The 25250-nt window shown below is 58.4% G+C and carries 23 protein-coding genes and 1 pseudogene; 13 read left to right on the forward strand and 11 right to left on the reverse strand.

Annotation, left to right across the window (positions count from 1 at the left end):
- Nucleotides 1-39: 39 nt before the first annotated feature.
- Nucleotides 40-1086, reverse strand: a complete 1047-nt coding sequence (locus GOX66_RS10625; protein WP_039523195.1) for a rod shape-determining protein — start codon at nt 1084-1086, stop codon at nt 40-42.
- A gap of 155 nt (nt 1087-1241) precedes the next feature.
- Between GOX66_RS10625 and GOX66_RS10630 the strand changes: the two genes are divergently transcribed.
- Both GOX66_RS10630 and GOX66_RS10635 read left to right on the forward strand, forming a co-directional pair.
- Nucleotides 1242-2036 carry a 23S rRNA (adenine(2030)-N(6))-methyltransferase RlmJ gene (locus GOX66_RS10630; protein WP_170762383.1) on the forward strand — a complete coding sequence of 265 codons (795 nt, stop codon included), beginning with the start codon at nt 1242-1244 and terminating at the stop codon, nt 2034-2036.
- Nucleotides 2037-2148: 112 nt separating this feature from the next.
- Nucleotides 2149-3888, forward strand: a complete 1740-nt coding sequence (locus GOX66_RS10635; RefSeq protein WP_170762385.1) for an adenylate/guanylate cyclase domain-containing protein — start codon at nt 2149-2151, stop codon at nt 3886-3888.
- A 45-nt stretch (nt 3889-3933) separates the two neighbouring features.
- Here GOX66_RS10635 and GOX66_RS10640 read toward each other — a convergent pair whose 3' ends face one another.
- Complete coding sequence (locus GOX66_RS10640; RefSeq protein ID WP_170762387.1) at nt 3934-5508, reverse strand: 2-isopropylmalate synthase; 1575 nt, start codon at nt 5506-5508, stop codon at nt 3934-3936.
- Between the two features lie 287 nt (nt 5509-5795).
- Between GOX66_RS10640 and GOX66_RS10645 the strand changes: the two genes are divergently transcribed.
- Entirely contained in the window at nt 5796-6461 is a 666-nt protein-coding gene (locus tag GOX66_RS10645) for an SDR family NAD(P)-dependent oxidoreductase (RefSeq protein ID WP_170762389.1), read from the forward strand.
- A gap of 10 nt (nt 6462-6471) precedes the next feature.
- Here GOX66_RS10645 and GOX66_RS10650 read toward each other — a convergent pair whose 3' ends face one another.
- Nucleotides 6472-7929: an MORN repeat-containing protein gene (locus tag GOX66_RS10650; RefSeq protein ID WP_170762391.1), complete on the reverse strand. Its 1458-nt coding sequence runs from the start codon at nt 7927-7929 to the stop codon at nt 6472-6474.
- Between the two features lie 146 nt (nt 7930-8075).
- On the opposite strand from GOX66_RS10650, the gene GOX66_RS10655 reads away from it, so the two are divergent.
- The 3 genes from GOX66_RS10655 (at nt 8076) to GOX66_RS10665 (ending at nt 11800) form a co-directional block, all read left to right on the forward strand.
- Nucleotides 8076-9734: an NAD+ synthase gene (locus tag GOX66_RS10655; protein WP_170762393.1), complete on the forward strand. Its 1659-nt coding sequence runs from the start codon at nt 8076-8078 to the stop codon at nt 9732-9734.
- Between the two features lie 332 nt (nt 9735-10066).
- Nucleotides 10067-10309, forward strand: a complete 243-nt coding sequence (locus GOX66_RS10660) for a hypothetical protein (RefSeq protein WP_170762395.1) — start codon at nt 10067-10069, stop codon at nt 10307-10309.
- A gap of 162 nt (nt 10310-10471) precedes the next feature.
- A complete protein-coding gene (locus tag GOX66_RS10665; protein WP_170762397.1) occupies nt 10472-11800 on the forward strand; it encodes an NAD(P)/FAD-dependent oxidoreductase in 1329 nt (442 codons plus the stop codon).
- A 3-nt stretch (nt 11801-11803) separates the two neighbouring features.
- On the opposite strand, the pseudogene GOX66_RS10670 reads toward GOX66_RS10665, so the two are convergent.
- Nucleotides 11804-12735: pseudogene (locus GOX66_RS10670) on the reverse strand (MBL fold metallo-hydrolase).
- A gap of 116 nt (nt 12736-12851) precedes the next feature.
- Here GOX66_RS10670 and GOX66_RS10675 point away from each other — a divergent pair.
- A complete protein-coding gene (locus GOX66_RS10675; RefSeq protein WP_170762399.1) occupies nt 12852-13286 on the forward strand; it encodes a DUF1801 domain-containing protein in 435 nt (144 codons plus the stop codon).
- Between the two features lie 59 nt (nt 13287-13345).
- On the forward strand, nt 13346-14671 hold the full coding sequence (gltX, locus tag GOX66_RS10680) for a glutamate--tRNA ligase (protein ID WP_170762401.1): 1326 nt from the start codon (nt 13346-13348) through the stop codon (nt 14669-14671).
- 51 nt (nt 14672-14722) lie between these two features.
- Here the strand turns inward: gltX and GOX66_RS10685 are convergent, their stop codons facing one another.
- Nucleotides 14723-15292, reverse strand: a complete 570-nt coding sequence (locus GOX66_RS10685) for a gamma-glutamylcyclotransferase family protein (protein WP_170762403.1) — start codon at nt 15290-15292, stop codon at nt 14723-14725.
- A 94-nt stretch (nt 15293-15386) separates the two neighbouring features.
- On the opposite strand from GOX66_RS10685, the gene GOX66_RS10690 reads away from it, so the two are divergent.
- Complete coding sequence (locus GOX66_RS10690) at nt 15387-15839, forward strand: RrF2 family transcriptional regulator (RefSeq protein ID WP_170762405.1); 453 nt, start codon at nt 15387-15389, stop codon at nt 15837-15839.
- Here GOX66_RS10690 and GOX66_RS10695 read toward each other — a convergent pair.
- A complete protein-coding gene (locus GOX66_RS10695; protein WP_170762407.1) occupies nt 15836-18364 on the reverse strand; it encodes an ABC transporter permease in 2529 nt (842 codons plus the stop codon). The two genes, GOX66_RS10690 and GOX66_RS10695, sit on opposite strands and share 4 nt — an antisense overlap.
- Nucleotides 18361-19056 (reverse strand): ABC transporter ATP-binding protein, encoded by a 696-nt coding sequence (locus tag GOX66_RS10700; RefSeq protein ID WP_170762409.1) that lies wholly within the window; start codon nt 19054-19056, stop codon nt 18361-18363. The genes GOX66_RS10695 and GOX66_RS10700 overlap by 4 nt, the downstream gene beginning before the upstream one ends.
- Before the next feature lie 47 nt (nt 19057-19103).
- On the opposite strand from GOX66_RS10700, the gene GOX66_RS10705 reads away from it, so the two are divergent.
- Complete coding sequence (locus GOX66_RS10705; RefSeq protein ID WP_170762411.1) at nt 19104-19742, forward strand: arylesterase; 639 nt, start codon at nt 19104-19106, stop codon at nt 19740-19742.
- On the opposite strand, the gene GOX66_RS10710 is transcribed toward GOX66_RS10705, so the two are convergent.
- The 4 genes from GOX66_RS10710 to ettA form a co-directional block, all read right to left on the reverse strand.
- Entirely contained in the window at nt 19743-20303 is a 561-nt protein-coding gene (locus GOX66_RS10710) for a L,D-transpeptidase (RefSeq protein ID WP_170762413.1), read from the reverse strand.
- Between the two features lie 190 nt (nt 20304-20493).
- On the reverse strand, nt 20494-20700 hold the full coding sequence (locus GOX66_RS10715) for a cold-shock protein (RefSeq protein WP_170762415.1): 207 nt from the start codon (nt 20698-20700) through the stop codon (nt 20494-20496).
- Between the two features lie 188 nt (nt 20701-20888).
- The gene (locus GOX66_RS10720; RefSeq protein ID WP_170762417.1) at nt 20889-21632 is read right to left on the reverse strand and encodes a hypothetical protein; all 744 of its coding nucleotides are present in this window, start codon (nt 21630-21632) and stop codon (nt 20889-20891) included.
- Nucleotides 21629-23296 carry an energy-dependent translational throttle protein EttA gene (gene ettA, locus GOX66_RS10725; protein ID WP_170762419.1) on the reverse strand — a complete coding sequence of 556 codons (1668 nt, stop codon included), beginning with the start codon at nt 23294-23296 and terminating at the stop codon, nt 21629-21631. The genes GOX66_RS10720 and ettA overlap by 4 nt, the downstream gene beginning before the upstream one ends.
- Nucleotides 23297-23365: 69 nt before the next feature.
- On the opposite strand from ettA, the gene GOX66_RS10730 reads away from it, so the two are divergent.
- From GOX66_RS10730 to GOX66_RS10740, 3 genes are read left to right on the forward strand one after another with little or no spacing between them, the layout of a single operon-like run.
- A complete protein-coding gene (locus GOX66_RS10730) occupies nt 23366-24034 on the forward strand; it encodes an HNH endonuclease (protein WP_170762421.1) in 669 nt (222 codons plus the stop codon).
- Between the two features lie 24 nt (nt 24035-24058).
- The gene (locus tag GOX66_RS10735; RefSeq protein WP_170762423.1) at nt 24059-24535 is read left to right on the forward strand and encodes an MOSC domain-containing protein; all 477 of its coding nucleotides are present in this window, start codon (nt 24059-24061) and stop codon (nt 24533-24535) included.
- Nucleotides 24536-24567: 32 nt separating this feature from the next.
- Complete coding sequence (locus tag GOX66_RS10740) at nt 24568-25188, forward strand: nicotinate-nucleotide adenylyltransferase (RefSeq protein WP_170762425.1); 621 nt, start codon at nt 24568-24570, stop codon at nt 25186-25188.
- Nucleotides 25189-25250 lie beyond the last annotated feature (62 nt).

Genomic DNA, 25250 nt, shown 5'->3' on the forward strand with positions numbered 1-25250 from the left:
TGCTCGTGCCCGAGTGCTGACCCTTAAAGGGTGCGCGCCTTAGCTTTCGTAGTCAATCGCGTGGCGCAGTTGTTTTTCGTATTCCAACGCTTTGCCAGTGCCCAAAGCCACACAATTCAGGCTTTCATCGGCAATTGATACGGCCAGACCGGTCTGTTCGCGTAGAGCGAGGTCAAGATCGCCCAGCAACGCACCGCCGCCGGTCAGCATCACGCCCCGGTCCACGATATCCGCAGCCAGGTCGGGTGGCGTTGTTTCCAGCGCGGTCATCACCGCTTCGCAAATCTGTTGGACGGGTTCCGAAAGCGCCTCGGCCACCTGAGCTTGGCTGATTTCGATTTCCTTCGGCACACCGTTCAGCAGGTCGCGGCCACGGATATGCATCGACTGGCCACGCCCGTCATCGGGCATGCGGGCGGTGCCGATGGTGGTCTTGATACGCTCGGCGGTGGATTCACCCACAAGCAGGTTCTGCTGACGGCGCAGGTAAGAGATTATGGCCTCGTCCATCCGGTCGCCACCCACGCGGACCGAACGGGCATATACAATGTCGCCCAGCGACAGAACCGCCACCTCGGTGGTGCCGCCGCCGATATCGACAACCATGTTGCCGGTCGGATCGGTGATCGGCATGCCAGCCCCAATTGCAGCAGCGATCGGCTCGGCGATCAGACCCGCGCGGCGGGCACCTGCGGACAGAACCGACTGACGGATCGCGCGCTTCTCAACCGGGGTTGCACCATGCGGAACGCAGACGATGATCTTGGGTTTTGAGAAAGTCGACCGTTTATGCACTTTGCGGATGAAGTGCTTGATCATTTCCTCGGCAGTGTCGAAGTCTGCAATCACACCTTCACGCATCGGACGGATTGCCTCAATGGAACCAGGGGTCCGGCCCAGCATCAGCTTGGCGTCCTCACCCACAGCCAGCACTTTTTTCACGCCGTCCTTGACGTGATAGGCGACAACCGAAGGTTCCGACAGGATCACGCCGCGCCCTTTGACATAAACCAGCGTGTTCGCTGTCCCAAGGTCGATAGCCATGTCCGCTGTGAACAGGCCGCCCAGATTGCCAAAGATGCCCATGTTTTCAATGATCCCGTTCGTCAGAATTTCTACTGCCCGCGACTCGACGGTTCCGGGACGGATGTCTTATAGGGTGCCATCTCGCCCGGTAAAAGGGCTGATTCCGCGACAATCAGCACCTTTCCGCCTTTATGACAGGGACTTTAGAAGGCAAAATGCTCTCATATCAACACATTTACCACGCTGGGAATCTGGCTGATGTGCAAAAGCACGCTTTGTTGGCATGGGTGTTGGAATATCTGACGCGCAAAGATAAACCGCTGACCTACCTCGAGACGCATTCAGGGCGAGGCTTATACCATCTGGACGCGGCCGAAGCGGTACGTACGGGTGAGGCGGCGGCTGGCATCGGACGCGCGAAGCGAGAAGGGTGGTTCAATTCAGAACATCCGCTTTCGGTGGCGCTGGAAAAGGTACGGGCCCGGTATGGCGCGGAAACCTATGCTGGTTCGCCGATGATCGCGGCCAGCCTGTTGCGGCACCAGGACAGCCTGCATTTCGCCGAGCTGCATCCACAGGAACATGCGGCGCTGGCCAATGTGCTGTCACCCTATGGAGCTAAAATTTATAGAAAAGACGGGTACGAATTGGCCCACTCCTTGCTGCCTCCTACGCCCAGGCGCGGGATGGTGCTGATTGACCCGAGTTATGAGGTGAAGTCGGAATATGACCGGATGCCTGGCGTGATCGGAAAGTTACACCGGAAGTGGAATGTAGGTGTGATTGCCCTGTGGTATCCGATCCTTACGGATGGGCGGCACAAGCCAATGGTCGATGCCCTGAAGAAACAAAATCTTACCAAGTCTGTTTGCCATGAGGTTCGGTTTCCGGCCGTGCGCGAAGGTCACCGTATGGTCGGGTCGGGGATGTTCATCGTGAATGCTCCATTTGGATTTACCGACGAAACTCCGAAATTGGATGCCATTTTCGCCCGGCTGGAACGGACCTGAGCACAGGTATCGCGCGCATTGCCTGCGACCGTCTACACGCGCTGGATGTGTTTACAAAATCCCTTGTTGGAATATGACGCGCGGCCTTAGAATTGTTGCAAGGAGGGGCGCCATGAATCGCCGACTCGCAACGGTTTTGGCTGCCGATATGGTGGGCTACAGCCGCTTGATGGAAACCGATGAGCAAGGGACACTGGCGCGGCTGCGCACGCATCGGATCGAATTGATCGACCCTTCGATTGAAAAAAACCACGGTACGATTATCAAAACCACGGGTGACGGGATGTTGGTTGAATTCCCCAGCGCGTGTGATGCTGTGACCTGCGCGGCGGAAATACAGAACCGCATGCTGCGCCGAAACACAGATGTACCGCGAAACCAACGTATTCAGTTCCGCATCGGCATCAATCTTGACGAAATTATCTTCGAAGACGGTGATATTTTTGGCAGCGGAGTCAACATTGCCGCCCGGCTGGAACAATCGGCTCAGGCTGGCGATGTTTTGATTTCCGGCGCTGTCCATGAACAGGTTTCCAGCCGGCTGGAATTACAGTTTCACGATTTGGGGGAGCTTACGCTAAAGAACCTGTCGCAACCCATACATACCTACCGGGTCGAGCTGGACCGACCGCCGGGCGAACCCGAGCAGGACGCGACCGGGCAGGAGACAACTAAGGTCGTCAAACCGTCGATTGCCGTATTGCCGTTTGAAAACATGAGCGGCGACACCGAGCAGGAGTTTTTTGCCGACGGGCTGACAGAGGACCTGCTGACTGAGCTCAGCCGCAGGCACGAGCTGTTCGTGATTTCGCGCAACTCCTGCTTTGTCTACAAAGGGCAAGCCGTGAATGTCCGCGAAATCGGCAGAAAGCTGGGCGCGCAATACATTGTCGAAGGCAGCGTGCGGAAAGCCGGGAACCGGGTGCGCGTAACCGTTCAGTTGATCGACAGTCAGAGTGACGGCCACATTTGGGCCGAGAAATACGACCGGGATCTGGACGACTTTTTCACCATTCAGGACCAAGTGATTTCGGCGGTGGTTGCCACTCTGCCCGGGCGGATCGAAGCGTCGCAGCAGGAAGGGCTGACGCGCAGAAAGCCATCCAGTTTTGCTGCCTACGAATGTGTTCTGGCCGCCAAGGTTCTGCACCACCGCAGCACGCGCGAAGACAATGCCGAAGCGACGAAACTGATCGACCGGGCCATCGAGTTGGATCCCGACTACGCCCATGCCCACGCCTGGAGCGGCTGCATCCGCGGGCAGGCCTGGGGATACGGGTGGTGTGATGATCGTGACGCTATGCTGGCTTCCTGCGAAGAGGCGATCCTGAAAGCGGCCTCAATCGACGACAATGATGCGGATGTTCATCGTTTGATGGCAGCGGTCGAGATATTGCGAAACAACCTCGGGCGTGCGCGGTACCATCAGGAAAGAGCGTTGTCCCTGAACCCGAACTACGATCTTGTGGTTGTTCAGATGGGAGAGTTGCTGACCTGGTCGGGCCGTCCCGACGAAGGTGCGGAGTGGATTCAGAAAGCAATGCGTCTGAACCCGCATCATCCGGCTCGGTTCTGGAGCCACCTCGGCAAAGCGCGGTTCGGTGGAAAGCACTATGAACAGGCGATTGACGATTTCGCCCATCTGCCGGTTTTAGACGTTGTACAGGATGCCTTTGTCGCGGCCTGCCACGCCTGGCTTGGGAATGATGCCCGGGCCCGAAAACACGTGGACGCCATCTACGCTGCCCAGGCCGATATCAGGATCGAGGACCTTGTTGCGACGTTGCATTACGCGCGGAACGAGGATCTGCAACATTTCGTGGATGGGGTTGAAAAGGCCGGGTTATCCTGACCATCTCGTCAGAAAAGGGGCCCGCATGTGCAGGCCCCTAATTTATTAGGTCAGATCTTTGTAGCTGATTTCGCGCGCGTCTGCCCCGGGTCCGGTTTTTTCCCGCCGCACGATCAGGCGGTTCAGCGCGTGGATATAGGCCTTGGCCGAAGCAACGACTGTGTCGGTGTTGGCTGATTGACCGGTGGCGATCATGCCGTCCTCTTCCAATCGTACGGAAACCGTGGCCTGTGCATCCGTGCCTTCAGTCACCGCATGCACCTGATAGAGTTGCAGGTGCGCCTTGTTCGGATAGATTTCGCGGATCGCCTTAAAAGTCGCGTCAACAGGGCCGTCGCCATGTTCGGTGGCGATGACGTCCTTGCCGTCGACCTCTATCTCGACCGTTGATTCCGCCTGACCGCCGGTTCCACAGGTGACTTTCATCGACACCAGTTGCAGATGGTCGTTGGCTTCGTCGTCATCGAGTGTCATCAGTGCGACGAGGTCGTCGTCAAAAACCTCTTTCTTGCGGTCGGCGAGATCCTTGAACCGCACAAAGATGTCCTTGAGCTGGTTGTCCCCGACCTCATAGCCCAACGTGTTGAGCTTGTCGCGTAACGCGGCTCGTCCCGAGTGTTTGCCCAAAGGCAGCGACGTGCCGGAAAGTCCGACATCCTCAGGCCGCATGATCTCGAAATTGTCGCGGTTTTTCAGCATGCCGTCCTGGTGGATGCCGCTTTCATGGGCAAAGGCGTTCTTGCCGACGATGGCCTTGTTGAACTGGACGTTGAAACCCGAGACAGTCGCAACCCGGCGCGACAGGTGCATGATTTTGGTCGTATCGATGCCGGTGTGAAAGGGCATGATGTCATTGCGGGTGCGTATAGCCATCACAACTTCTTCCAGCGCGGTATTCCCTGCGCGCTCACCCAGACCATTGATGGTGCATTCGATTTGACGTGCACCGCCGACCACCGCGGCCAGCGAGTTTGCCGTCGCCATACCCAGATCGTTGTGACAATGGGTGGCGAACACCACCTCATCCGCGCCCGGAACGGTTTCGATCAGGCGCTTGATCAGGTCTGCCGACTCCATCGGCGCGGTATAGCCCACCGTATCGGGGATGTTGATCGTGGTCGCGCCCGCCTTGATGGCAATCTCGATCACGCGGCACAGGTAATCCCATTCCGTCCGCGTCGCATCCATTGGCGACCACTGCACATTTTCACACAGATTGCGCGCGTGGCTGACCGTTGCGTGGATCTTGTCCGCCATCTCGTCTTTGGTCAGGTTCGGAATGGCGCGGTGCAGCGGGGACGTTCCGATGAACGTGTGAATCCGGTTGTTGTCGGTATGCCGGATCGCTTCCCAGCAGCGGTCAATATCGGTGATATTGGCGCGCGCAAGCCCGCAGATGCGGCTGTTCTTCGACCGCTGCGCGATCTCGGCCACTGCCTTGAAGTCGCCCTCTGATGCGATGGGGAATCCGGCTTCGATGATGTCGACGCCCATTTCGTCCAGCAGCTCGGCAATCTCCAGCTTTTCTTCATGGGTCATGGTCGCGCCGGGGCTTTGTTCGCCGTCACGCAAAGTGGTGTCAAAGATCAAGACGCGGTCTTGGTCGGTCACGTTAGTCATGGGATTCTCTTTCTTGTCTGTCCTAAAGCCTTTGGCGCGCGGGCGTCCTCCTCTGAGCGGGCGCGCCGGATGGCACGCTCAGAGGCGGATTAGGATCAGTAGGCCACGCAGAGGCGCACCGCGAAGGGCGGTGTCGGCAAAACGGATATCTGCGCGGTTGATCATGGGGTGGAATTTATACAGAGCCCGTCTGGAATGAAAAGACCAATTCGCAACGTGGCCTTGTCAGAAGTTGTCCTTTTCAGCAGGTTATTGATCTGGAGGCGCAAACAGCTAGGTCGTCAGGTATGGAAACTGCACTGATCATCGGCGCGTCGGGTGGAATCGGGCAGGCTGTTTATCAGCGGCTGGCCGGGCAAGGCGTTGCCGTGACCACTTTTTCCCGATCGGCAGATGGATTTGATCTGACCGATCCTGACGGCGTTCAGCGCGCGCTCGGTGAGGTTTCTGGCCCGTTTGACCTGATCCTGATTGCCTCCGGTGCATTGGAGGTCAACGGTGCGGTGCCGGAAAAAACAATACGGTCCATCTCGGCGCAGGCCATGATGGACCAGTTCGCCCTTAACGCTGTGGGTCCCGCACTGGTTTTGAGCCATGCCGCGCGCCTGCTGCCGAGGGATCGCCGCGCGGTAATCGCGGTGCTGTCGGCACGGGTCGGGTCGATCGGAGACAATCGGTCGGGCGGTTGGGTCAGCTATCGCGCCGCAAAAGCGGCTGTAAATCAAATCGTCCACACGGCGGCAATCGAGTTGGCGCGCACGCATGAAAGGGCGATCTGTGTTGCCCTGCATCCCGGTACCGTCAAAACCGCGTTTACCTGGAAATACCTTGGCCGCCATCCTGCCGTGGAGCCCGGCGAAGCTGCTGCGAACCTGTTGACCGTAATCCAGGGGCTGACCCCGGAAAGTACCGGGGGGTTTTTTGATTGGGCGGGAAACCCTGTGCCGTGGTAGCGGAGCGAGCTCAGCCGTCCGAACTGTCTGTGTCAGAGAGCGGGGCCTCGGGGGACTGTTCCGGAGTGGAATGGCCCGGGGTTGCAATCGCATCGTTTTCCCACACGCCGGTTTCCTCCTGACCGTTGGCATATCGCATGGTGCCGTTGCCCTGACGCTTTGCGTCAACAAAGCTGCCTTCGTAAACGTCGCCGCTTGGGTATGTTGCAACCCCGTCACCGGTAATCTTGCCGTCTGTCCATTGGCCGGAATAGCTGAACCCGTTGGCCATGACGATTTCGCCTTGTCCGTGGCGTTTGCCCGCAAGGAAATCTCCGGAATAGACAGTTCCGTCGGCGTAGGTTGCCATGCCCTTGCCCTGCCGCAGCCCATCGACCCAGTCGCCGTCATAGCTATAGCCATTGGCGAATGTCAGAATACCTTTTCCGTGGTTTTTCGCGTTCCTGAACTGCCCCCTGTACACTGTGCCATTGGGGTAGGTGGAAACACCCTGGCCTTCGATAACACCGGCAATCCAGTCGCCGTCATAGGTTGAGCCGTCTGTATAGTTAATCCGGCCTTTACCCTCAGCCAGATCAGCTTTGAAATCGCCGACATAAATCGAACCGTCGGGATAGGTGAGTTCGCCCAGACCTTCGATTTGGCCACTGGTCCATTCGCCGGTGTACAGAAACCCGTCGGTTCCTTTGTAGGTGCCCTGACCATGGCGAAAATCGTCGACAAAATCGCCTTCGTATACATCGCCGTTTGCATAGATAACCTTACCCTTGCCCTGACGGCGCCCGTCGGCCAGGGAACCTTCATACACGTCGCCATTGACGTAAGACAGCCGCCCATTGCCGGTAATACGGTCTTCGACCCAGTCGCCGACATAGGTCATTCCGTCAGGCTCGGTCAGACTGCCCTGACCGTGGCGCAGGCCATCTTTGATACCCCCCTCATAAACACTGCCCCGCGCCGAGATGATCTTGCCGTTGCCCTGTCTGACGCCGTCAACCCAGTCTCCGTCATATATATAGCCGCTTGTATCGGTCATCACGCCTTTGCCGTGGTGGCGAGCGTTTCGGAAACCGCCCTCGTAACGTATACCGTTGGCATATTGGGCAACGCCTGTGCCATTAACAGTCCCATCGGCCCATTCGCCTTCATACGTGCCGCCGTCGGCATAGATGATCTTGCCTTGCCCTTCAGGCTGGCCTTTTGCGAACGCCCCTTCGTAAACCGCGCCATCGGGGTAACGTGCGACGCCCTGCCCCTGAATCTCGCCCTCGGCCCATTCCCCTACGTACTCGAACCCGTTGGGCAGGCGGTAGGTGCCGCTACCGTGGCGCAGACCGTTTTCAAAGGTGCCTTCATAGACGCCTCCTAACTCATCATCCTTTTCGATAACCTCAGCGTTTTGCGCCGCAGCGCCCGCTGCGATCAAGGCCATCGCTGATGCGGCAATAGAAATGCGAAGAGCGTTCATGGTCGGTCCTGCTTGCCCGGTTTCGTTTCTTTCGCGCAAAACTAAGGTACCGCCGGGGGCAGAGCAACGTGTTTTGCCGCATTCGCCTTTTACTCGCGCGGCGATCTGCTAAATGGCTTTTAGACCGACGTGGGCAAGAGGGCAGCATGGCCGACCGTTTCCGTATCACTCTGGCGCAACTCAACCCTGTTGTAGGGGATATCGAAGGCAACGCTGCAAAGGCTGTTGCCGCGTGGGAACAGGCCCGTGAGGCTGGGGCCGATCTGGTGGCCTTTCCCGAGATGTTCATCACCGGCTACAATACTCAGGATCTGGTGATGAAACCTGCGTTCCACCGGGCGGCGATTGACGCGATCGAATCTCTGGCCGTTCAATGTGCCGATGGTCCGGCAATGGCCATCGGTGGCCCGTGGGTCGAGGGTGACAGGCTTTTCAATGCTTATCTAATCCTCAAGGGCGGCCGGATCGGCAACAAAGTGCTCAAGCATCACTTACCGAACGAGACCGTGTTCGACGAAGTACGCCTTTATGAAGCCGGACCGTTGAGTGGCCCATATTCGGTAGGCGGTTTACGCATCGGCAGCCCGATCTGCGAGGACAGCTGGCACACCGATGTGGCCGAAACCCTTGAGGAAACCGGGGCCGAGTTCCTGCTGATCCCCAACGGCTCGCCCTATTTCCGCAACAAATACGACGTGCGCCTGAATCACATGGTGGCCCGCGTGGTCGAGACCGGGCTGCCGCTGATCTACCTCAATATGGTGGGGGGGCAGGACGATCAGGTCTTTGACGGTGGCACATTCGGCCTAAATCCGGGTGGTGAACTGGCGTTCCGTATGCCTGTCTTTGATGAGGCGATTGTCCATGCCGATCTTGAGCGCGGAGATGACGGTTGGCGTATCCTGCCCGCTGAAATCGTGCCGCAACCGGATGAATGGGAGCAGGACTATCGCGCTATGGTGCAATCCCTGCGCGATTACATGGGCAAGACCGGGTTCAAAAAGGTGCTGCTGGGACTGTCGGGTGGTGTCGATTCCGCGCTGGTGGCTGCGATTGCGGTGGATGCCATCGGTGCCGAGAATGTCCGCTGTGTGATGCTGCCATCCGAATACACCAGTCAGGGATCGCTGGATGATGCGGAGGCTGTCGCCAAGGCGCTGGGCGTTCACTATGACTACGTGCCGATCTCGGACAGCCGTGCTGCGGTAACGGATACGCTGGCGCCCTTGTTCGCCGGGCGGGATGCGGACTTGACGGAAGAGAACATACAGTCTCGCCTGCGTGGGGTGCTGTTGATGGCGATCTCGAACAAATTTGGTGAGATGCTGCTGACCACGGGCAACAAATCCGAGGTCGCGGTAGGTTACGCAACGATCTATGGTGACATGAATGGCGGCTATAATCCGATCAAGGACTTGTACAAGACGCGCGTGTTCGAAACCTGCCGCTGGCGTAATGCCAATCACTGCGACTGGATGAAGGGTCCCAAGGGTGAGGTGATCCGCCCTTCCGTTATCGACAAGCCGCCCAGTGCCGAGTTGCGCGCGGACCAGAAAGACAGTGACAGCCTGCCGGATTACCCGGAGCTGGATGCCATTCTGGAGATACTGGTCGATCGGGAAGGCTCGGTCGCAGATTGTGTCGAGGCGGGTTTTGATGAGGCGACCGTGCGCCACGTCGAACATCTGATCTACATCAGCGAGTACAAGCGGTTTCAGTCCGCCCCTGGAACGCGTCTGACGGGCCGGGCATTCTGGCTGGACCGCAGATACCCGATTGTGAACCGTTGGCGGGGCAAAGGGTAACCAGTTTCGGATTCGTCGCCTTTAAGGCGGTTTCTTATTTGGAGACGATTTCGCAGGTATGGCGATAGTGTTGCCTTATTTGGGCTATTGCCGGGTGGAATTATCGCCAGGTTGGAACTGACTGCCTGAAATCATGACATTTTTTCGCCACATTTTGGCTTTATTGTTGCCTCATGTGGGGCGGTGCGCCATAATTGTATTACCTTTTTTGATGCCCGTGTGCCGGGGCCAGGTGCAGCGCATTTTGTTTTGGACGTCTGAGTTAACGATTTGGTGTTATTATGTACGAGGGATACGACAAGCCACTTCATCCGCCTTTAAAGTGGAAATCCATGGAATCTGAAGGTCAGGTCCTGGATGAAGACAAACTGGATTCGGCGATTGCCGATCTTCTCCGCGAAGAGGCCGACGAGGAACCCGAGCAACAAAACGGTGCCGAAGCCGCAGCGCGAAGTGAACAGGTCTTTCCCGAACTGCCCGGGCAAGAGGAAATAGACGAACAAGCGGCTCCGCAAGAAATTGGGTTCGCGGCATCACTCCTCCAGAAATGGGCCGACTTGCGCGGCGCGGCCTGAAATCCCGAATTTCCTGATCCAGGTGGCGCGACATATCCGTCGCGTTTTTTGGCGTTATAGCCACAGCTTCCAAAATTCGTGAACCCCGCTGCGCAAGACATGTTGCCTGAGCGCTGGTCTCGAGCATTCATTGCGGTCCGAGCAATGAAGTAAGAGCGGTTGATGCCCGGCCCTAACCCTACCCCCGTAGAACCTGATCTTCACCTTCCCAAATCCGTGGACGTTGTTGTCATCGGCGGCGGCATTATTGGCACGTCGACCGCATTGGAACTGTCCGATCGCGGCGCATCGGTGCTGTTGTGTGAAAAGGGGCGGATAGCAGGGGAACAAAGCTCGCGAAACTGGGGGTGGGTGCGCCTTGGGATGCGTGATCCGCGGGAAATCCCTCTGATGCTCGAATCCCTGAACATCTGGCAGGGTCTGGACCAGCGTATTGGTCGTAACACCGGATATACCCGTGCTGGCATATTGTTTGGGGCCTCAGGGGCAAGGAGCGGCGGAAATCTGGAACGCTGGCTGCGCCACGTGGATGGGCTGCAGACGGGCGCGAAAATCGTGTCAGGCCCTGAATTGGAGGCCTTGCTGCCAAACAATCACCTTGCGTTTGACTGCGCCTTGTACATGCCGCAGGACGGTCGGGCTGAACCGCAATGGGCAACCCCTGCCATCGCCGAGGCGGCGCGCGACAGAGGCACGGTTCTGATGACCAACTGCGCCGTGCGTAGCGTTGATGTCGAGGGAAACCGTATCACCGGCGTGTTCACCGAACGCGGTCGTGTGGCATGCGATCAGGTTGTATTGGCCGGGGGTGCATGGTCGCGCCTTTTTACCGGGAACGCCGGGATTGAACTGCCGCAGCTCAAAGTTATGAACACGGTCTTGCGGACTTCATCGGTGGACGGGCCCGGAGTGGCGGTTTGGTCCGATGATTTTGCCGTTCGAAAGCGCGCGGACGGCGGGTTCACGATTGCATCCGGCCACGAAAACACCGTGGATATTGTGCCCGACAGCTTCCGTCTGGCGCGGCAGTTCCTGCCCGCCTTCGCGCAGGAGTGGCGATCATTACGATTTCGGCTCTCGAATCGATGGAGCATCGAAGCGGGGCAGGAGCGCGCCTGGTTGCCCACAGATGTGACGCCCTTCGAAAAATGCCGCGTTCTGGACCCGGAACCATCATCCAGAACCCTGCGACGAGCATGGGCCAGTGCGCGCAAAGGATTTCCCGCTCTGGATCAGGCAGAGATCGTGCAAAGCTGGGCGGGCATGATTGATGTGACACCTGATGCCGTTCCGGTCATTTCAGAGGTGGACGACATGCCCGGCATGTTCCTTGCGACCGGGTTTTCGGGACACGGCTTTGGAATTGGCCCGGGGGCGGGTCGATTAATGGCGGATTTGGTCTCGGGCACGACGCCCAGCGTCGATCCGGCCGCCTTTCGCCTGTCCCGCTTCTCGGATGGCTCAAAGGTGCGGCCGGATCCTGGGTATTAGGGCCTAGCTCATCATCTGATAGCTGACGGGGACAAAGCGGAACCCGTCGCCACGGGATTCCACGAAACCGGCGGCGGGGAAGGGCATGTGATAGCCGATCATCGGCACCCTGTCGGCAGCCAGCATTCCCAGCACGTCGCGCCGTGATGTGGTGGCCGCGGCCTTGTCCATGTCGAATTTGACCTCCCATTCGGGGCGGGCAAAAGACCAGACGTAGTGATTGGCCAGATCCGCCGTCAAAACCAGACGCTGACCATTGCTTTCCAGATGAATAACCGTATGGCCGGGCGTGTGCCCATAAGCCGCTACGGCGGTGATGCCGGATGTAACCTCGCCGCCGTCTTCCACGAAGGTCATTTTTTCGGCCAGAGGCGTCACCTTGGCCGCAACCAGATCGCCGACACGATTGCCTGCTTCCTGGGCTGCCCAGAAATCGTATTCAGGGGATGCCGTGACATAGCGGGCGTTCGGAAGGTCGGGGCGTCATTGGTGGTCATGCCACCGATATGGTCGGGGTGCATGTGGGTGATGACGACGACAGTGATCTGATCCGGAGCAACCCCCGCATCCGCCAGAGCGGTCTGAATGCCGCCTTGTCCTAGCCCTGTGTCGAACAGAACCAGCTCGGACCCGGTATTGACCAGAGTCGGCGTAAAAAAGAATTGGGCCACGTCCGGTGAGATGAAATTGTCCGCCGAGACTTTGGCGAACTCTTCATCCGAGGCACCTCCGCCGAAAATCTCTTGCGCCCCATCTCGGGGAAAGCTGCCGTCCAGCAAAGTGGTGACAGTGAAATCGCCCAGCGTAAAGGACCTGGCGATTGCCGAGTTGGCTTTGGGATCAGGCCCGGCCGCCAGTACCGGCGCTGCGGCTGTTGCAAAGGGCAAAACCGCCGCTGCGCCCAACGCAGCGCGGCGTGTCAGATTGATGGTCATTTTCGTTCTCCCTGTCAGGACACCATAGGGTGAGTTAGGTCGGCGCAGGTCTCCGGCCAGCCCTTATCCGCATGAAATGGGCTGTTTGGTTGAACATTACGTGTTAAATTTTGTTTATGTCGCGATCCGGAAACAAGACCGTGCCCACAGACCAAAGCGTCGAAGACTTTCTGGAGGCTGTCCAGCCGCCCGGAAAAGCAGACGACTCGCGCGCGCTGGACGCCGTATTTCGCAAAACGACGGGTTTTTCTCCCGTGATGTGGGGGCCGTCGATTGTCGGCTATGGCCGCTATCACTATCGCTATAAATCCGGGCGGGAGGGGGACTTTCTGGCAACCGGATTTTCCCCACGCAAAGCCGCGCTTTCGATCTACATAATGCCCGGTTACGCGGATTTCGGGGATATCCTGTCCCGTCTGGGAAAGCACAAACTGGGCAAGTCCTGTCTCTATGTGAACAAGCTGGCCGATGTTGATCTGGACGTTCTTTCGGAACTGATCCATGCCGGACTGGAAGGTCTTAACCGCTACTGGCCAGTAGAGCCGACCTGAAACCCCTGCTGGACAAAAACGCGCCTTTGTGACAAGAGCCGCGCCAACAGGAGACACCAATGACAACCACCCGTTTCGCCCCGTCGCCCACCGGTTTCATCCATGTGGGCAACCTGCGCACTGCCCTGATGAACTATCTGATCGCCCGCAAGGCCGGTGGCACGTTCATCCTGCGCATCGACGACACCGACCCGGAACGGTCGAAAGAAGAATATGTCGATGCGATCAAGCAGGATATGGAGTGGCTGGGCCTGCACTGGGACCGGGTCGAGCGTCAGTCGGACCGCTTGGACCGCTACGCCGAGGCCGCTGATAAGCTTCGTGATATGGGTCGTTTTTATGAGGCGTTCGAGACGCCGACCGAGCTGGACCTGAAGCGCAAGAAACAGCTGAACATGGGCAAGCCGCCGGTCTATGACCGCGCCGCGCTGAACCTGTCGGAGGCCGAGAAAGAGGCGCTGCGGGTCGAGCGTGGCAATGGCGTCTGGCGCTTCAAGCTGGATCACGAGCGGATCGAGTGGACCGACGGCATTCTGGGCGACATTTCGATTGATGCGGCTTCGGTATCCGATCCGGTACTGATCCGGGGCGATGGTCAGGTTCTCTATACGATTGCTTCGGTGGTCGATGACACCGAGATGGGTGTGACCGATGTTGTGCGTGGCTCGGACCACGTGACCAACACCGCAACTCAGATCCAGATCATCGAAGCGCTGGGCGGCACCTGCCCGCGTTTCGCACACCACTCGCTGCTAACCGGCCCGCAGGGGGAAGCGCTGTCTAAACGCCTGGGCACGCTGGCTCTGCGCGATCTGCGTGAACAGGGCGTGCAGCCGATGGCGCTGCTGAGCCTGATGGCGCGTTTGGGTTCGTCCGACCCGGTTGAGCTGCGTTCGGATATGGCCGAGCTGATCGAAGGATTCGACGTCAACCGCTTTGGTGCCGCGCCGACCAAGTTTGACGTGCAGGACCTGTTCCCGCTGACTGCGAAACACCTTCAGTCGCTGCCGCTGTCAGATGTGTCAGACGCGGTGACCGAAGCCGGTGTACCTGCGGATCTGGCTGAACCGTTTTGGGCGATGGCGCGTGAGAACATCACCACTCTGGGTGACCTCAAAGGCTGGTGGGAGCTGTGCCGCGACGGGGCTGAGCCTCTGATCGCTGATGAGGATCGCGAGTTCATTGCGGAAGCCATGGCGCTGCTGCCCGAGGGCCCGTTCGATGGGAATACCTGGGGCATGTGGACCAGTGCAGTGAAAGAGGCGACAGGTCGCAAAGGCAAAGGCCTGTTCATGCCTCTGCGCAAGGCGCTGACCGGTATGGAGCGCGGACCCGAGATGGCAACCCTGTTGCCGTTGCTGCAAATGATCCGTGCCCGGGGCTGATTAAGGCGACCAGAATTTGGAAAGGCGGGGTCTGGTAGTTCCGCCTTTTTTCTATGCCGTCTGCACGATACGGGCAGAGATACGGCTCAGGCGGGCGTCAACAAATTCGGTTTCGGCGGGTTTCAATTGCTGGTGACGCGGGTAGCGCGGTTCGGCCCGATCGTTCAAAATCGGCGAAGACCACCCATCAGTGGTGTCGAAAAAACGATCCGCACCATCTTCTCCGAAGGCCCGCAGGTATCCTTGCACGACCACATCGATATAGCTGAGCAACAGCGGGTGACGTTTGCTCGGTGCGTTGTGACGTTCCTGTGGTACGGCATAAACTGCGATCTCGACCTCATGCGTCAGAGGATGGGTCACCGACCGCGTAGCAGAAACGCGGTCATAGGCCCATTCACGTTCATCCAGCGCCGCCCAATCGTTTTTCGGGACATGGGCTATCATGCCTTCGATCTCTGACTCGGGGTCCGGCACTGCCGTCAGAAAGGCGACGGGGCGCAGATCGGTATGCCGCCACGCGCGCCGCCATCCCTTCAGCCGGGCCGGGCGCGGGTCGGGAAAGTCGTGGGTCGAGAGGTTCACAAGGCTGCCATAGCCAAAGAAATAAGGGTCTGCCATGCGCCGTCATGTCCTATTAAGCGATTGATGTATGTCAAACCGCTTTTTTGCTGAACATGCAATAAGGTCCCATCTTGAAATTTGGGAGGCCAATATGCGGATTACCAAACGGACAAATATCGCGGTGCGTCTTCTGATGTACTGCGCGGCGCATCAGGATCGGCTGGTAACGAAGTCTGAGATCGCTGATGTGTGCAACATATCGGAAAACCATCTGGCGCAGGTCATCAATCAGCTGAGCCAGCTGAATTACCTCAGCACCCAAAGAGGTCGCAACGGCGGCATGTCCCTGGCGCGCCCCGCGGATCAGATTCGTATTGGGTCAGTGTTTCGCCATGTCGAGGGCAATTTGCCGATTGCCGAGTGCTTTGCGGATGCCGACAATACCTGCCCCCTGACCGATGCCTGCCGGTTGCGGTTGGCTCTGCAGGATGCGGCCGAGGTCTTTTATGCCTCGCTTGACGAGATCACTTTGGATGCGCTGGTGTGTGACAACGATCAGTTGCTGCGGATTCTGCAACCGGTCGCCTGCGCACGTTCAGCCTAGTCGCTGGCGCGCAGGATGCGGGCCGGGCGAACGGCCAGCGGGCGCAGGGCAAAGATCAGGCCTGCGCCTAGTGTCACGACGATTCCGGCCAGAACGATGCCAAGGGCCGACGGCCAGATCACGGTAAAGCTCGTGTCGAAAATATAGGTGGCCACGGCCCAGCCGCCCAGAATTCCCGTTAACAGGGCCACGCCCCCAGCCGCTGCGCCCAGCAGAATCGCCCGCAGGGCAAAGCTGAGCAAAATTCGTCGTCTTTCCGCCCCCAGCGTCTTGAGGACCGCAGCTTCGTATCGGCGGGCGGGTTCCCCGGCCGCTGCGGCGCCGATCAGGACCAGAAAGCCGGTCAGTAAGGATACACCCGCCCCGTAAGACGTCGCCGCCGCCAGCCCTGCCAGCAGGCCCGACACGCGGTCGATCGCATCCCGAACCCGGATAGCGGTTACGTTGGGAAATTGCCCCGCCAGTTCGCGCAGGATTGCGGCTTCGGCCTGTTCCTCGGCATAGACCGTGGCGATAAAACTGTGCGGCGCTCCGGCCAGCGCGGACGGGTTCATCGACATAACAAAGCCCATTCCTGCCGTCGAGAAATCGACCTCGCGCAGGGATGTGATCTCGGCGGTGATGTCGCGGCCAAGAATGTTGACGGTCAGTTCGTCGCCGAGTTTCAGGCCCATTTCTTCGGCCTCTTCCGCAGCGAAACTGACTTGCGGTGTGCCGGTGTAGTCTTCGGACCACCATTTGCCAGCGGTGACGCGGGTGTTCTTGGGTGGCCTGGCGGAATAGGTCACACCCCGATCACCATCCAGTACCCAATGGTCGCCAGCCACATCACGAGCGGGGCGGCCATTGATCTGAGTGATGATCCCGCGCAGCATCGGCGCGCTTTCGATCCGGCTGACGGCGGGGTCCGTTTCCAGCCGATCTGTGAAGCCCGGCATCTGATCTTTCTGGATATCGACAAAGAAATACGAAGGCGCCACGTCCGGCAGGTTGCCTGATATTGCGTTGCGCAGAGTTCCGTCGATCTGGCCGACCGCTGCCAGAACCGAAAGCCCCAGTCCAAGCGACAAAACGACCGACACCGCGCCTTCGCGCGGGTCGGAAATGGCGGACAACGCCCAGCGTAGAGAGGGACGTCCGCGCGCTGAAGGAGCGCTGGCACGTGCTAACCGGCGAATCGCAAAAGCGGACAGTGACAGCAGCAACAGCGCGCCGGCCAGTCCTCCGGTGGTCCAAAGGGTCAGGCGGGTCGAGCCGCTGAACCAAGCTGCCGAGGCAATCAGCAGCGTCAGGCCCAAGCCGGTCGCCACAAGGTAGCGGCGCCGGGGGATCACCCGGGCCGACGAGAGTGCGTCGCGGAACAGGGTTGCCGCGCGTACCTCCTCGGTCCGGGCGAGGGGCCAGAGCGTGAACAAAAACGCCGTGAGGAGCCCGTATAGCGCAGCTTCGGCCAAGGGGCGCGGGTAAATCGAGAAGACGGCTGGCACGGGCAGGTGCGTCTCGATCAGAGGGGCCAGCAACAGGGGTAATAGTCCCCCCAGCGCGATGCCCAATGCGATTCCGATCCCGGACAGGATGCCAATCTGGATCAGATAGGATTGAAATATGGTCGCCCGGTCCGCTCCCAGCGTACGCAGAGTGGCAATGGTTTCGGTCTTTTGGGCCAGATAGGCGCGGACAGCAGCCGACACGCCGATGCCGCCGACTGCCAGCCCGGACAGCCCGACCAGCACCAAAAAGGCGCTGAGTCGCGCGACGAATTCGGCGATCCCCGGCGCACCATTGCGGGCGTCGGTCCAGCGCATGCCGGTGCCGTCAAAGGTTTGGCTGGCTTCGGTGGACAGCTTTTCCAGATCGGTACCCGGCGGCAGCTCCAGCCGGTATTTGGTCGAAAACAACGTCCCCGGTGCCAAAAGGCCAGAAGCCTGCAAATCCTCGGTCCGGACCAGCGTGCGCGGTCCCAGCCCGAATCCGTCCGCAGCCCCGTCAGGTTCGTGGACGAGAGCTGCCGTGAGAACGAAATCCTGTGTGCCGAGTGAAAAGCGATTTCCGACCGTCAGGTCCAGCCGATCCATCAGCGACGGGTCCATAACGGCCCCCGGCAGGCCCTCGCCGCCCTCGAGAGCAACGGAAAGCGGTTGTTCGGGCTCTAAATCTGCCTCGCCCAGCAACGGATAGGCTTCATCCACAGATTTCACCTGGGTCAGAGCACGCTGTGGTTCCGCCCCGTTAAAGGTTACTGCCATCGAACGGAAATCGACCACTTCGGACACACGCGCCGCAGTCCGTGTCATCCAGGCTCGTTCTTCGTCATTGGCGAAGCGGTAGGTGAATTCCAGCTGTGCATCTCCGCCCAGAAGCGATGCACCTTCCTGGGTCAACCCTGTTTGAATCGCATATCGCACCGACCCCACGGCGGCGATGGCCGCTACTCCCAGCGCGAGACAGGCAAGGAACACACGAAAACCGCGAAGACCGCCGCGCAATTCCCGCCGCGCCAATCGCCCGGCCAGTCTCAGGCTCATTCCGCGGCCTCTTGCTGCTGGTCGTCTGAGATGCGCCCATCCCGAAGCCGGACCACACGGTCACATTTCCGGGCCAGACTGTGGCTATGCGTGACCAGAACCAGCGTCGCGCCGTGCTTGTCGCGCAGGCCGAACAACAGATCGACGATGGCGACACCATTTTTTTCGTCAAGGTTGCCTGTCGGTTCGTCTGCCAGCAGAATCTGAGGGCGAGGCGCCGATGCGCGAGCCAGAGCGACGCGCTGTTGCTCACCCCCCGACAATTGCGCCGGATAATGATCGCGCCGGTGTGACAAGCCGACTGAGTCCAACTCTGCTTCGGCTCTTTTGAAGGCATCCTTGTGCCCGGCTAACTCCAGAGGTGTGGCCACGTTTTCCAGTGCGGTCATGGTCGGGATTAAATGGAAGTTCTGAAACACCACTCCCATCGTATTGCGCCTGAACCGGGCCAGAGCGTCTTCGTCCATATCAGTCAGATCGTGCCCAATCGCCGTGACTTTGCCCGCTGTGGCCTGCTCCAATCCACCCATCAGCATCAGCAGTGAGGATTTGCCGGAACCGGATGGCCCAACCAACCCCAGCGTTTCGCCTTTCGCCACGGTCAGGTTGATGTCATGCAGGATATTCACCCGACCGGCATTGCCATCCAGCGACAAAGCGGCATTTTGAAGCGAAAGAACAGGCGTTGTCATAGGCATTTCCAATCGGAGGCGGTCAATTGGGATATGGAGCGGTTCAGATGTTGCGCAAGGCTTTGATGTCGGTGCTTTTTGTCTTTTGCGGCTTTGCGGCCACAGCCGAACAGGTGGTGATTGCCGCAATTGGAGATTCGCTGACCCAGGGCTATGGGTTGCCGGCACAGGACGGATTCGTGCCTCAGTTGGACCGGTGGCTAAAAGCGCAGGGCGCGGATGTGCGCCTGATCAATGCGGGCGTTTCCGGAGATACCACGGCAGGCGGTGCGGCACGCGTGGACTGGACCCTGACGCCCGATGTGGACGGGATGATCGTTGCGCTTGGCGGAAACGACCTGCTTCGCGGTATCGATCCGTCGGTTTCGCGCGCAAATCTTGAGATGATCGTCAAAGCGGCAGGCGCCGCGGACGTCGATGTACTGTTGATCGGTATGCAGGCACCGGGGAATTACGGCGCCGAGTACAAAGAAGCGTTTGATGCGATGTACCCGGATTTGGCCGGGCTCTACCAAACAGGCTACGCCCCCAGTTTTTTTGCAGGGCTGGAGGTCGATGGCGACCCGGATGCGGCACGCCGTTACATGCAGCCCGACGGCATTCACCCAAATGCCGTAGGCGTGGCCCTGATTGTCGAGAATCTGGGTCCTTACGTCCTGGACCTTGTTGCCTCAGCCGGGCGTTGATCAGACGACGGTGACGACGGTTCCTATGGGTACGCGCTCGTACAGGTCGATGACATGAGAGTTCAGCATCCGGATACAGCCGTTTGACGCTGCGCGTCCAATGGTTTGCGGCTGGGTTGTGCCATGAATGCGAAAATATGTATCCACGCCATTCTGAAACAGGTAGAGGGCACGTGCCCCCAGCGGGTTATCATCACCACCGGGTTGGACATATTCGTTGTCCTTAAAGCGTGCATAGGTGATAGGTTCCCGTTCGATCATCTCGTCCGTGGGGCGCCAGGTTGGCCATTCTTTCTTGACGTCGATCGTAGCCGTTCCGGTGAATTCGAGCCCGGCCTTTCCAACGCCGCAACCATATCGGATCGCTTTACGTGGCTCGGTCACGTAGTAGAGGTAGAAGGATCGCGGCACCACAAGAAGCTGCCCCGGCAGAAACTGTTTCTTGATTCGGACAAATTGCGGCGTGGGATCGTATTCGGCAGCTTTCTTCTTTGCTACCGCCACGCTTGGCGCAATACTTGCTGCTGCAGTAGCTGTCAGAAAAGTGCGGCGTGTGAACATGGCGGTTCTCTTCAATACAACAGGAAACTCGTGACAATAGTGTCGGAATGATAACCGATTTGGTCAATCACCGGCGAGAAGTAACCCATTTGTGATGTAATCGCCGGGACACACCTGTCGTTTTGAAGTTGGGGAATTGGGTGTTGCCCCAAAAAAGAAAGGGTGGAGATTTCTCCACCCTTTCAAAAGCTTATGCAAGCTGGATGTTGTCGGCGCTTTCGCGACCGTCACGACCCGAGCGCAGCTCGTACGTGACTTTCTGGTTGTCGGCCAGGCCGGTCAGGCCGGAGCGTTCCACGGCCGAGATGTGCACGAACACGTCTTTGCCACCCTCTTCGGGTGCGATGAAGCCGAAACCTTTGGTGGTGTTGAACCATTTAACGGTGCCTGCGGGCATTTCGTTTTCTCCTGTTTTGGTGCTGCCCACGGAGTTGCGGCAGCCTGGCGTCGTCGTCTGGATCGATAGACTGAACGCCGGAAACGGAGACAGTAGGTCGAAATAGAAAAACGTAAGCCCTTTGGATATGGCACTTGGGAAGTAGCGTGACAAGGGAGATTATAGAGTTTCGCTGTCGCTGAAAGAGATCACCGAAGCGGTAGTTTGTCCACGATTGGCGCAAATTCCTTGGAGGCGACAAAACACTTTGGTAATTCCGCAATGACCTTATCTATAGGGTCGTACACAGTGTTGGCTGCTTTCAATAGTTCTGCCGGAATACTCTTGGGAGCACGTTCAATGCGCTCGGGGGGGACGAAGGCAAATCCTGTGAATTCAGCAATTTCATGCTGATGGTCCCAGATTGCATCGTAACGAACGCACAGCACGGGCACCTCCACGAATGTCGCCCATTCCTTGATTTGGCGCGCTTGTTGAAGGACATCACGGTTGAATAAATCGTCGAACTCGCCCGTCGCATTCAGGTTGCTAAAATGCGTGTCCAGCCAATCTTGCCCGTAACGCTCCCTGGCGGAGTAGACAGAAAAGGCTGAGTCTTTGGTCGGACCAAAACAGAAGATTACCCGGACTCCTTCGGGCTTGGATGCAAGGACATCCGGAAAGTCATGCGTTTTGTACAGTGAGGGCGGACTTAGGTCAGCGTCTTTGAGCCGGGCGACAAACGCAGCCTGTTCCGCCCGTCTGACACTTCTTCTACGAAAGGACTCCTGAAGGGTATTAAAGGTCAGAGTACTCCCTGATCGGCCGTTGCTGGCGACGATGATGCAATGGTCCGGCATCTTGTTGTTGCTAAAGGCATATTGGATATTCGCGACGCGTACCTCAACGCTTCGACGCCATTTTTGCCTGCGCTTTTGCCACTTGGAGCTCATCTGGAGAATTTCTTGTGCTTTAACCGTTTGGGTTCAAGCGCATCCGGACCAAGACGACGTTTCTTGTCTTCTTCGTAGTCCTCGAAATTGCCTTCGAACCATTCAACATGCGCCTCTCCTTCAAACGCAAGGATATGGGTACATATACGGTCAAGGAAGAAACGATCGTGTGATATGACCACTGCGCAGCCGGCGAAATCGACCAGCGCGTCTTCCAGAGCGCGCAAAGTTTCGACGTCGAGGTCGTTGGTCGGTTCGTCCAGCAGCAGTACGTTGCCGCCCTCTTTCAGCAAGCGGGCCATGTGGACTCGATTGCGCTCACCCCCCGATAGCAGCGAGACCTTTTTCTGCTGATCGCCGCCCTTGAAGTTGAAGGACGAGCAATAGGCGCGGGAATTGACCTGCGCGTCGCCCAGCTGGATGATCTCGGCACCGCCGGTGATCGCCTCCCACACGGTGTCGTTGTCCTTGAGGTCGTCGCGGGACTGGTCGACATAGGACAGTTCGACCGTGTCACCTAGTGTGATGGTGCCGCTGTCGGGCTGTTCCTGACCGGTGAGCATCTTGAACAGAGTCGATTTACCAGCGCCGTTGGGGCCGATGACGCCGACGATGCCGCCGGGGGGCAGGGCGAAATCCAGCCCTTCGATCAGTTGCTTGTCGCCCATATGCTTGGCGAGACCCTCGACCTCGATCACTTTGCCGCCGAGGCGCTGGCCGCTGGGGATGACGATCTGAGCGCGGGTCAGCTTTTCGCGTTCGGACTGTTCGGCCAGCTCGTTATAGGCGTTGATCCGGGCCTTGGACTTGGCCTGACGAGCCTTTTGGCCTTGCCGCATCCATTCCAGCTCGCGCTGCAAGGTTTTCTGCTTGGATTTGTCCTCGCGCGCTTCTTGTTCGAGGCGTTTGGCCTTTTGTTCCAGCCATGCGGAATAGTTGCCTTCGTACGGAATACCACGGCCACGGTCGAGTTCCAGAATCCAGCCGGTTATGTCATCCAGGAAATAGCGGTCGTGGGTGACGATCAGGATGGTGCCTTTGTAGTCGATCAGGTGCTGCTGCAGCCAGGCGATGGTCTCAGCGTCCAGGTGGTTGGTCGGTTCGTCGAGCAGTAGCATATCGGGCGCTTCGAGCAGCAGTTTGCAGAGCGCAACGCGGCGCTTCTCACCACCCGAAAGGTTGGCGATGTTAGCGTCGTCCGGCGGGCAGCGCAGCGCCTCCATCGAGACATCGATCTGGCTGTCGAGATCCCACAGGTTTTCCGCGTCGATCGCGTCCTGCAGTGTGGTCATTTCCTCCATCAACTCGTCCGAGTAGTTCTCGGCGATCTCCATGGCGATCTCGTTGAACCGGTCGACCTTGGCTTTTTTAGCGGCGACACCCAGCATGACGTTTTCACGAACGCTGAGGCTTTCATCCAGCTGAGGTTCCTGCGGCAGATAGCCGACCTTGGCGCCCTCGGCGGCCCATGCCTCACCGGTGAAATCGGTGTCGAGGCCGGCCATGATCTTCATCAGCGTCGATTTACCCGCGCCGTTGACGCCGACGACACCGATTTTCACGCCGGGCAAAAAGCTCAGGTGGATGTTTTCAAAGCACTTCTTGCCACCGGGATAGGTCTTTGAGACACCCTGCATGTGGTAGACATATTGATAGGCGGCCATTGATCTGCTCCAAAGGAATCCATATTCGTTGGGGTAATATCTTGGAAGACATTGAGGGGCAATCAGCAGATGACATTTGAAGCCATAGGGATTGATCGCAAAGTGGTGCAGGCCGCAATTGAGCAGACAAAGCACTTGTCCGAGACTGACATTCCTGGCGAACGAAATCCTTCGCAAAGTACCTACGTTTTATGTCCGGTTGATCGGACATTGTGGGATCTTAAAATTGTTGTGCAGTTCGCGCTTGAGACTGTGCCCAAGCCTCGCAGACCGAAACTTGGGTGGGTTACTACACGGTTCGAACCTGACTTGCGGAAGCTGGGTTTTGATCTAGTGAAATTTCAGAAACAGAGAGGTCGGCTACTTGGGGTGCGCGGTTTCGATCCCAAAGAACTGGATGATCCTCATCTGGTAAAAAAAGCGGATGGTACAGAGTATCTGAGTGGCCTCTCAGTCGATGATACGGAAATCGATAATTCAACGGAACGCAGGGTCGTTCGGACGAGCCAGTTTGTTAGAAATTCTGACTACGTCAAAGCCGTGAAAACACGCGCAAACGGGCGATGTGAATCCTGTGGGCAGCAGACCTTTCGTACGGGTTCTGGTGAGTGGTTCTTGGAAGTGCATCACAAAGTCTGGCTCTCTGAAGGTGGCGCTGACGAGCCCTCAAACATGGTTGCGTTGTGCCCAAACTGCCACCGGAGCGAACATTTTAGCACCGAGCGTAAGTATGGCTAGCATGAACTTTTTAGAGGATGGGCTTTGGAGCAACAGGCGCTGAGCGAGCTGATATCCAGATGGGCCAAGACGGGCCGTGTCGACTGGATCGGTCTGCGACCCGAGCGGCGAGCGGAGATTGTAGCCGCGAATGAGGCCATGATCTCTGCCGATGGGCTGACGAGTGACCGCAGTCGCGCGGGCAAGCGGGCGGTGACGCTAATTCAGCAGGAGCATCTGGCGGCGATTGGCAGCTTTCTCGGGCGCGAACCGATCGCGCCCGAGGTGTTGCGGCGGAATCTGGTGGTTTCAGGGATCAATCTGGCGGCGCTCAAGGGGCGGGAGTTGCAGGTGGGCGAGGCGATTTTGCGCTTTACCGTGATCTGCGCGCCGTGCAGTCGGATGGAGGAGGCGCTGGGCAAAGGTGGCTATTCCGCTGTGCGTGGGCATGGTGGCTGGTGCGCCGAGGTGGTGCAACCAGGGTGCGTTCGGCTGGGCGATGCGGTGCAACCTGTTGATTGACAACACCCCTCAGTTCTGAACATCAGCAAGAGATGTTGCGAAGCACCATACCATTTGCGCGGCCCGGGCAGGTCGTTGGTCTGTTCGGCGGGTCCTTTGATCCGCCGCATCAGGGGCATGTGCATGTAACACGCGAGGCAATGAAGGCGTTCGGATTAGATCGCGTGTGGTGGCTTGTGTCGCCGGGCAATCCGCTGAAAAAACGAGGCCCCGCGCCGCTGGAGCGACGGTTAAAGGCCGCGAAGGCCGTGATTCAGCATCCGCGCGTTGAGGTGACGGATATCGAAGCGCTGACTGGAACGCGGATGACGGCGGATACTCTGGCGGTGTTGCAGCGCCTGTACCCGCAGGTGAAGTTCGTTTGGTTGATGGGCGCGGATAATCTGGCGCAGTTCCATCGCTGGAAAGACTGGCGGCAGATTATGGACAGTGTGCCGGTGGGGGTTGTCGCGCGGCCGGGAGATCGGATTTCGGCGCGCATGTCACCCGCTGCGCGGGTTTACGCGAAGTATCGGATCGACGGTCAGGCCCGGCACTTGCTGGGGCGGGCGCAGGCTCCGGCGTGGTGTTTTGTTAACGTTCCGATGGTCGATGTCAGCTCGACCGAGATCCGGACACGGGGTGATTGGACCGACGGGGTGTTGCCTGAATAGCCCCAATGGGCGCATACTCCGTTTCAACGGTTGTTTATCTTTGATCTCTGGGATTTTAATTG

The organism is Ruegeria lacuscaerulensis, from assembly GCF_013031245.1.
GTDB classification, from domain to species: Bacteria; Pseudomonadota; Alphaproteobacteria; order Rhodobacterales; family Rhodobacteraceae; genus Ruegeria; species Ruegeria lacuscaerulensis_C.

Bases quoted from the DNA above. Each gene is read 5' to 3' on its own strand.
- GOX66_RS10730 (WP_170762421.1), top strand. From the start codon at position 23,366: ATGACATTTGAAGCCATAGGGATTGATCGCAAAGTGGTGCAGGCCGCA.
- GOX66_RS10715 (WP_170762415.1), bottom strand. From the start codon at position 20,700: ATGCCCGCAGGCACCGTTAAATGGTTCAACACCACCAAAGGTTTCGGC.
- GOX66_RS10655 (WP_170762393.1), top strand. From the start codon at position 8,076: ATGGCCGACCGTTTCCGTATCACTCTGGCGCAACTCAACCCTGTTGTA.
- GOX66_RS10640 (WP_170762387.1), bottom strand. From the start codon at position 5,508: ATGACTAACGTGACCGACCAAGACCGCGTCTTGATCTTTGACACCACT.
- GOX66_RS10695 (WP_170762407.1), bottom strand. From the start codon at position 18,364: ATGAGCCTGAGACTGGCCGGGCGATTGGCGCGGCGGGAATTGCGCGGC.
- GOX66_RS10705 (WP_170762411.1), top strand. From the start codon at position 19,104: ATGTTGCGCAAGGCTTTGATGTCGGTGCTTTTTGTCTTTTGCGGCTTT.
- GOX66_RS10685 (WP_170762403.1), bottom strand. From the start codon at position 15,292: ATGGCAGACCCTTATTTCTTTGGCTATGGCAGCCTTGTGAACCTCTCG.
- GOX66_RS10675 (WP_170762399.1), top strand. From the start codon at position 12,852: ATGTCGCGATCCGGAAACAAGACCGTGCCCACAGACCAAAGCGTCGAA.
- gltX (WP_170762401.1), top strand. From the start codon at position 13,346: ATGACAACCACCCGTTTCGCCCCGTCGCCCACCGGTTTCATCCATGTG.
- GOX66_RS10660 (WP_170762395.1), top strand. From the start codon at position 10,067: ATGGAATCTGAAGGTCAGGTCCTGGATGAAGACAAACTGGATTCGGCG.
- GOX66_RS10635 (WP_170762385.1), top strand. From the start codon at position 2,149: ATGAATCGCCGACTCGCAACGGTTTTGGCTGCCGATATGGTGGGCTAC.
- GOX66_RS10650 (WP_170762391.1), bottom strand. From the start codon at position 7,929: ATGAACGCTCTTCGCATTTCTATTGCCGCATCAGCGATGGCCTTGATC.
- GOX66_RS10710 (WP_170762413.1), bottom strand. From the start codon at position 20,303: ATGTTCACACGCCGCACTTTTCTGACAGCTACTGCAGCAGCAAGTATT.
- GOX66_RS10645 (WP_170762389.1), top strand. From the start codon at position 5,796: ATGGAAACTGCACTGATCATCGGCGCGTCGGGTGGAATCGGGCAGGCT.
- GOX66_RS10665 (WP_170762397.1), top strand. From the start codon at position 10,472: ATGCCCGGCCCTAACCCTACCCCCGTAGAACCTGATCTTCACCTTCCC.
- GOX66_RS10720 (WP_170762417.1), bottom strand. From the start codon at position 21,632: ATGAGCTCCAAGTGGCAAAAGCGCAGGCAAAAATGGCGTCGAAGCGTT.
- GOX66_RS10740 (WP_170762425.1), top strand. From the start codon at position 24,568: ATGTTGCGAAGCACCATACCATTTGCGCGGCCCGGGCAGGTCGTTGGT.
- GOX66_RS10700 (WP_170762409.1), bottom strand. From the start codon at position 19,056: ATGACAACGCCTGTTCTTTCGCTTCAAAATGCCGCTTTGTCGCTGGAT.
- GOX66_RS10690 (WP_170762405.1), top strand. From the start codon at position 15,387: ATGCGGATTACCAAACGGACAAATATCGCGGTGCGTCTTCTGATGTAC.
- GOX66_RS10625 (WP_039523195.1), bottom strand. From the start codon at position 1,086: ATGGGCATCTTTGGCAATCTGGGCGGCCTGTTCACAGCGGACATGGCT.
- ettA (WP_170762419.1), bottom strand. From the start codon at position 23,296: ATGGCCGCCTATCAATATGTCTACCACATGCAGGGTGTCTCAAAGACC.
- GOX66_RS10630 (WP_170762383.1), top strand. From the start codon at position 1,242: ATGCTCTCATATCAACACATTTACCACGCTGGGAATCTGGCTGATGTG.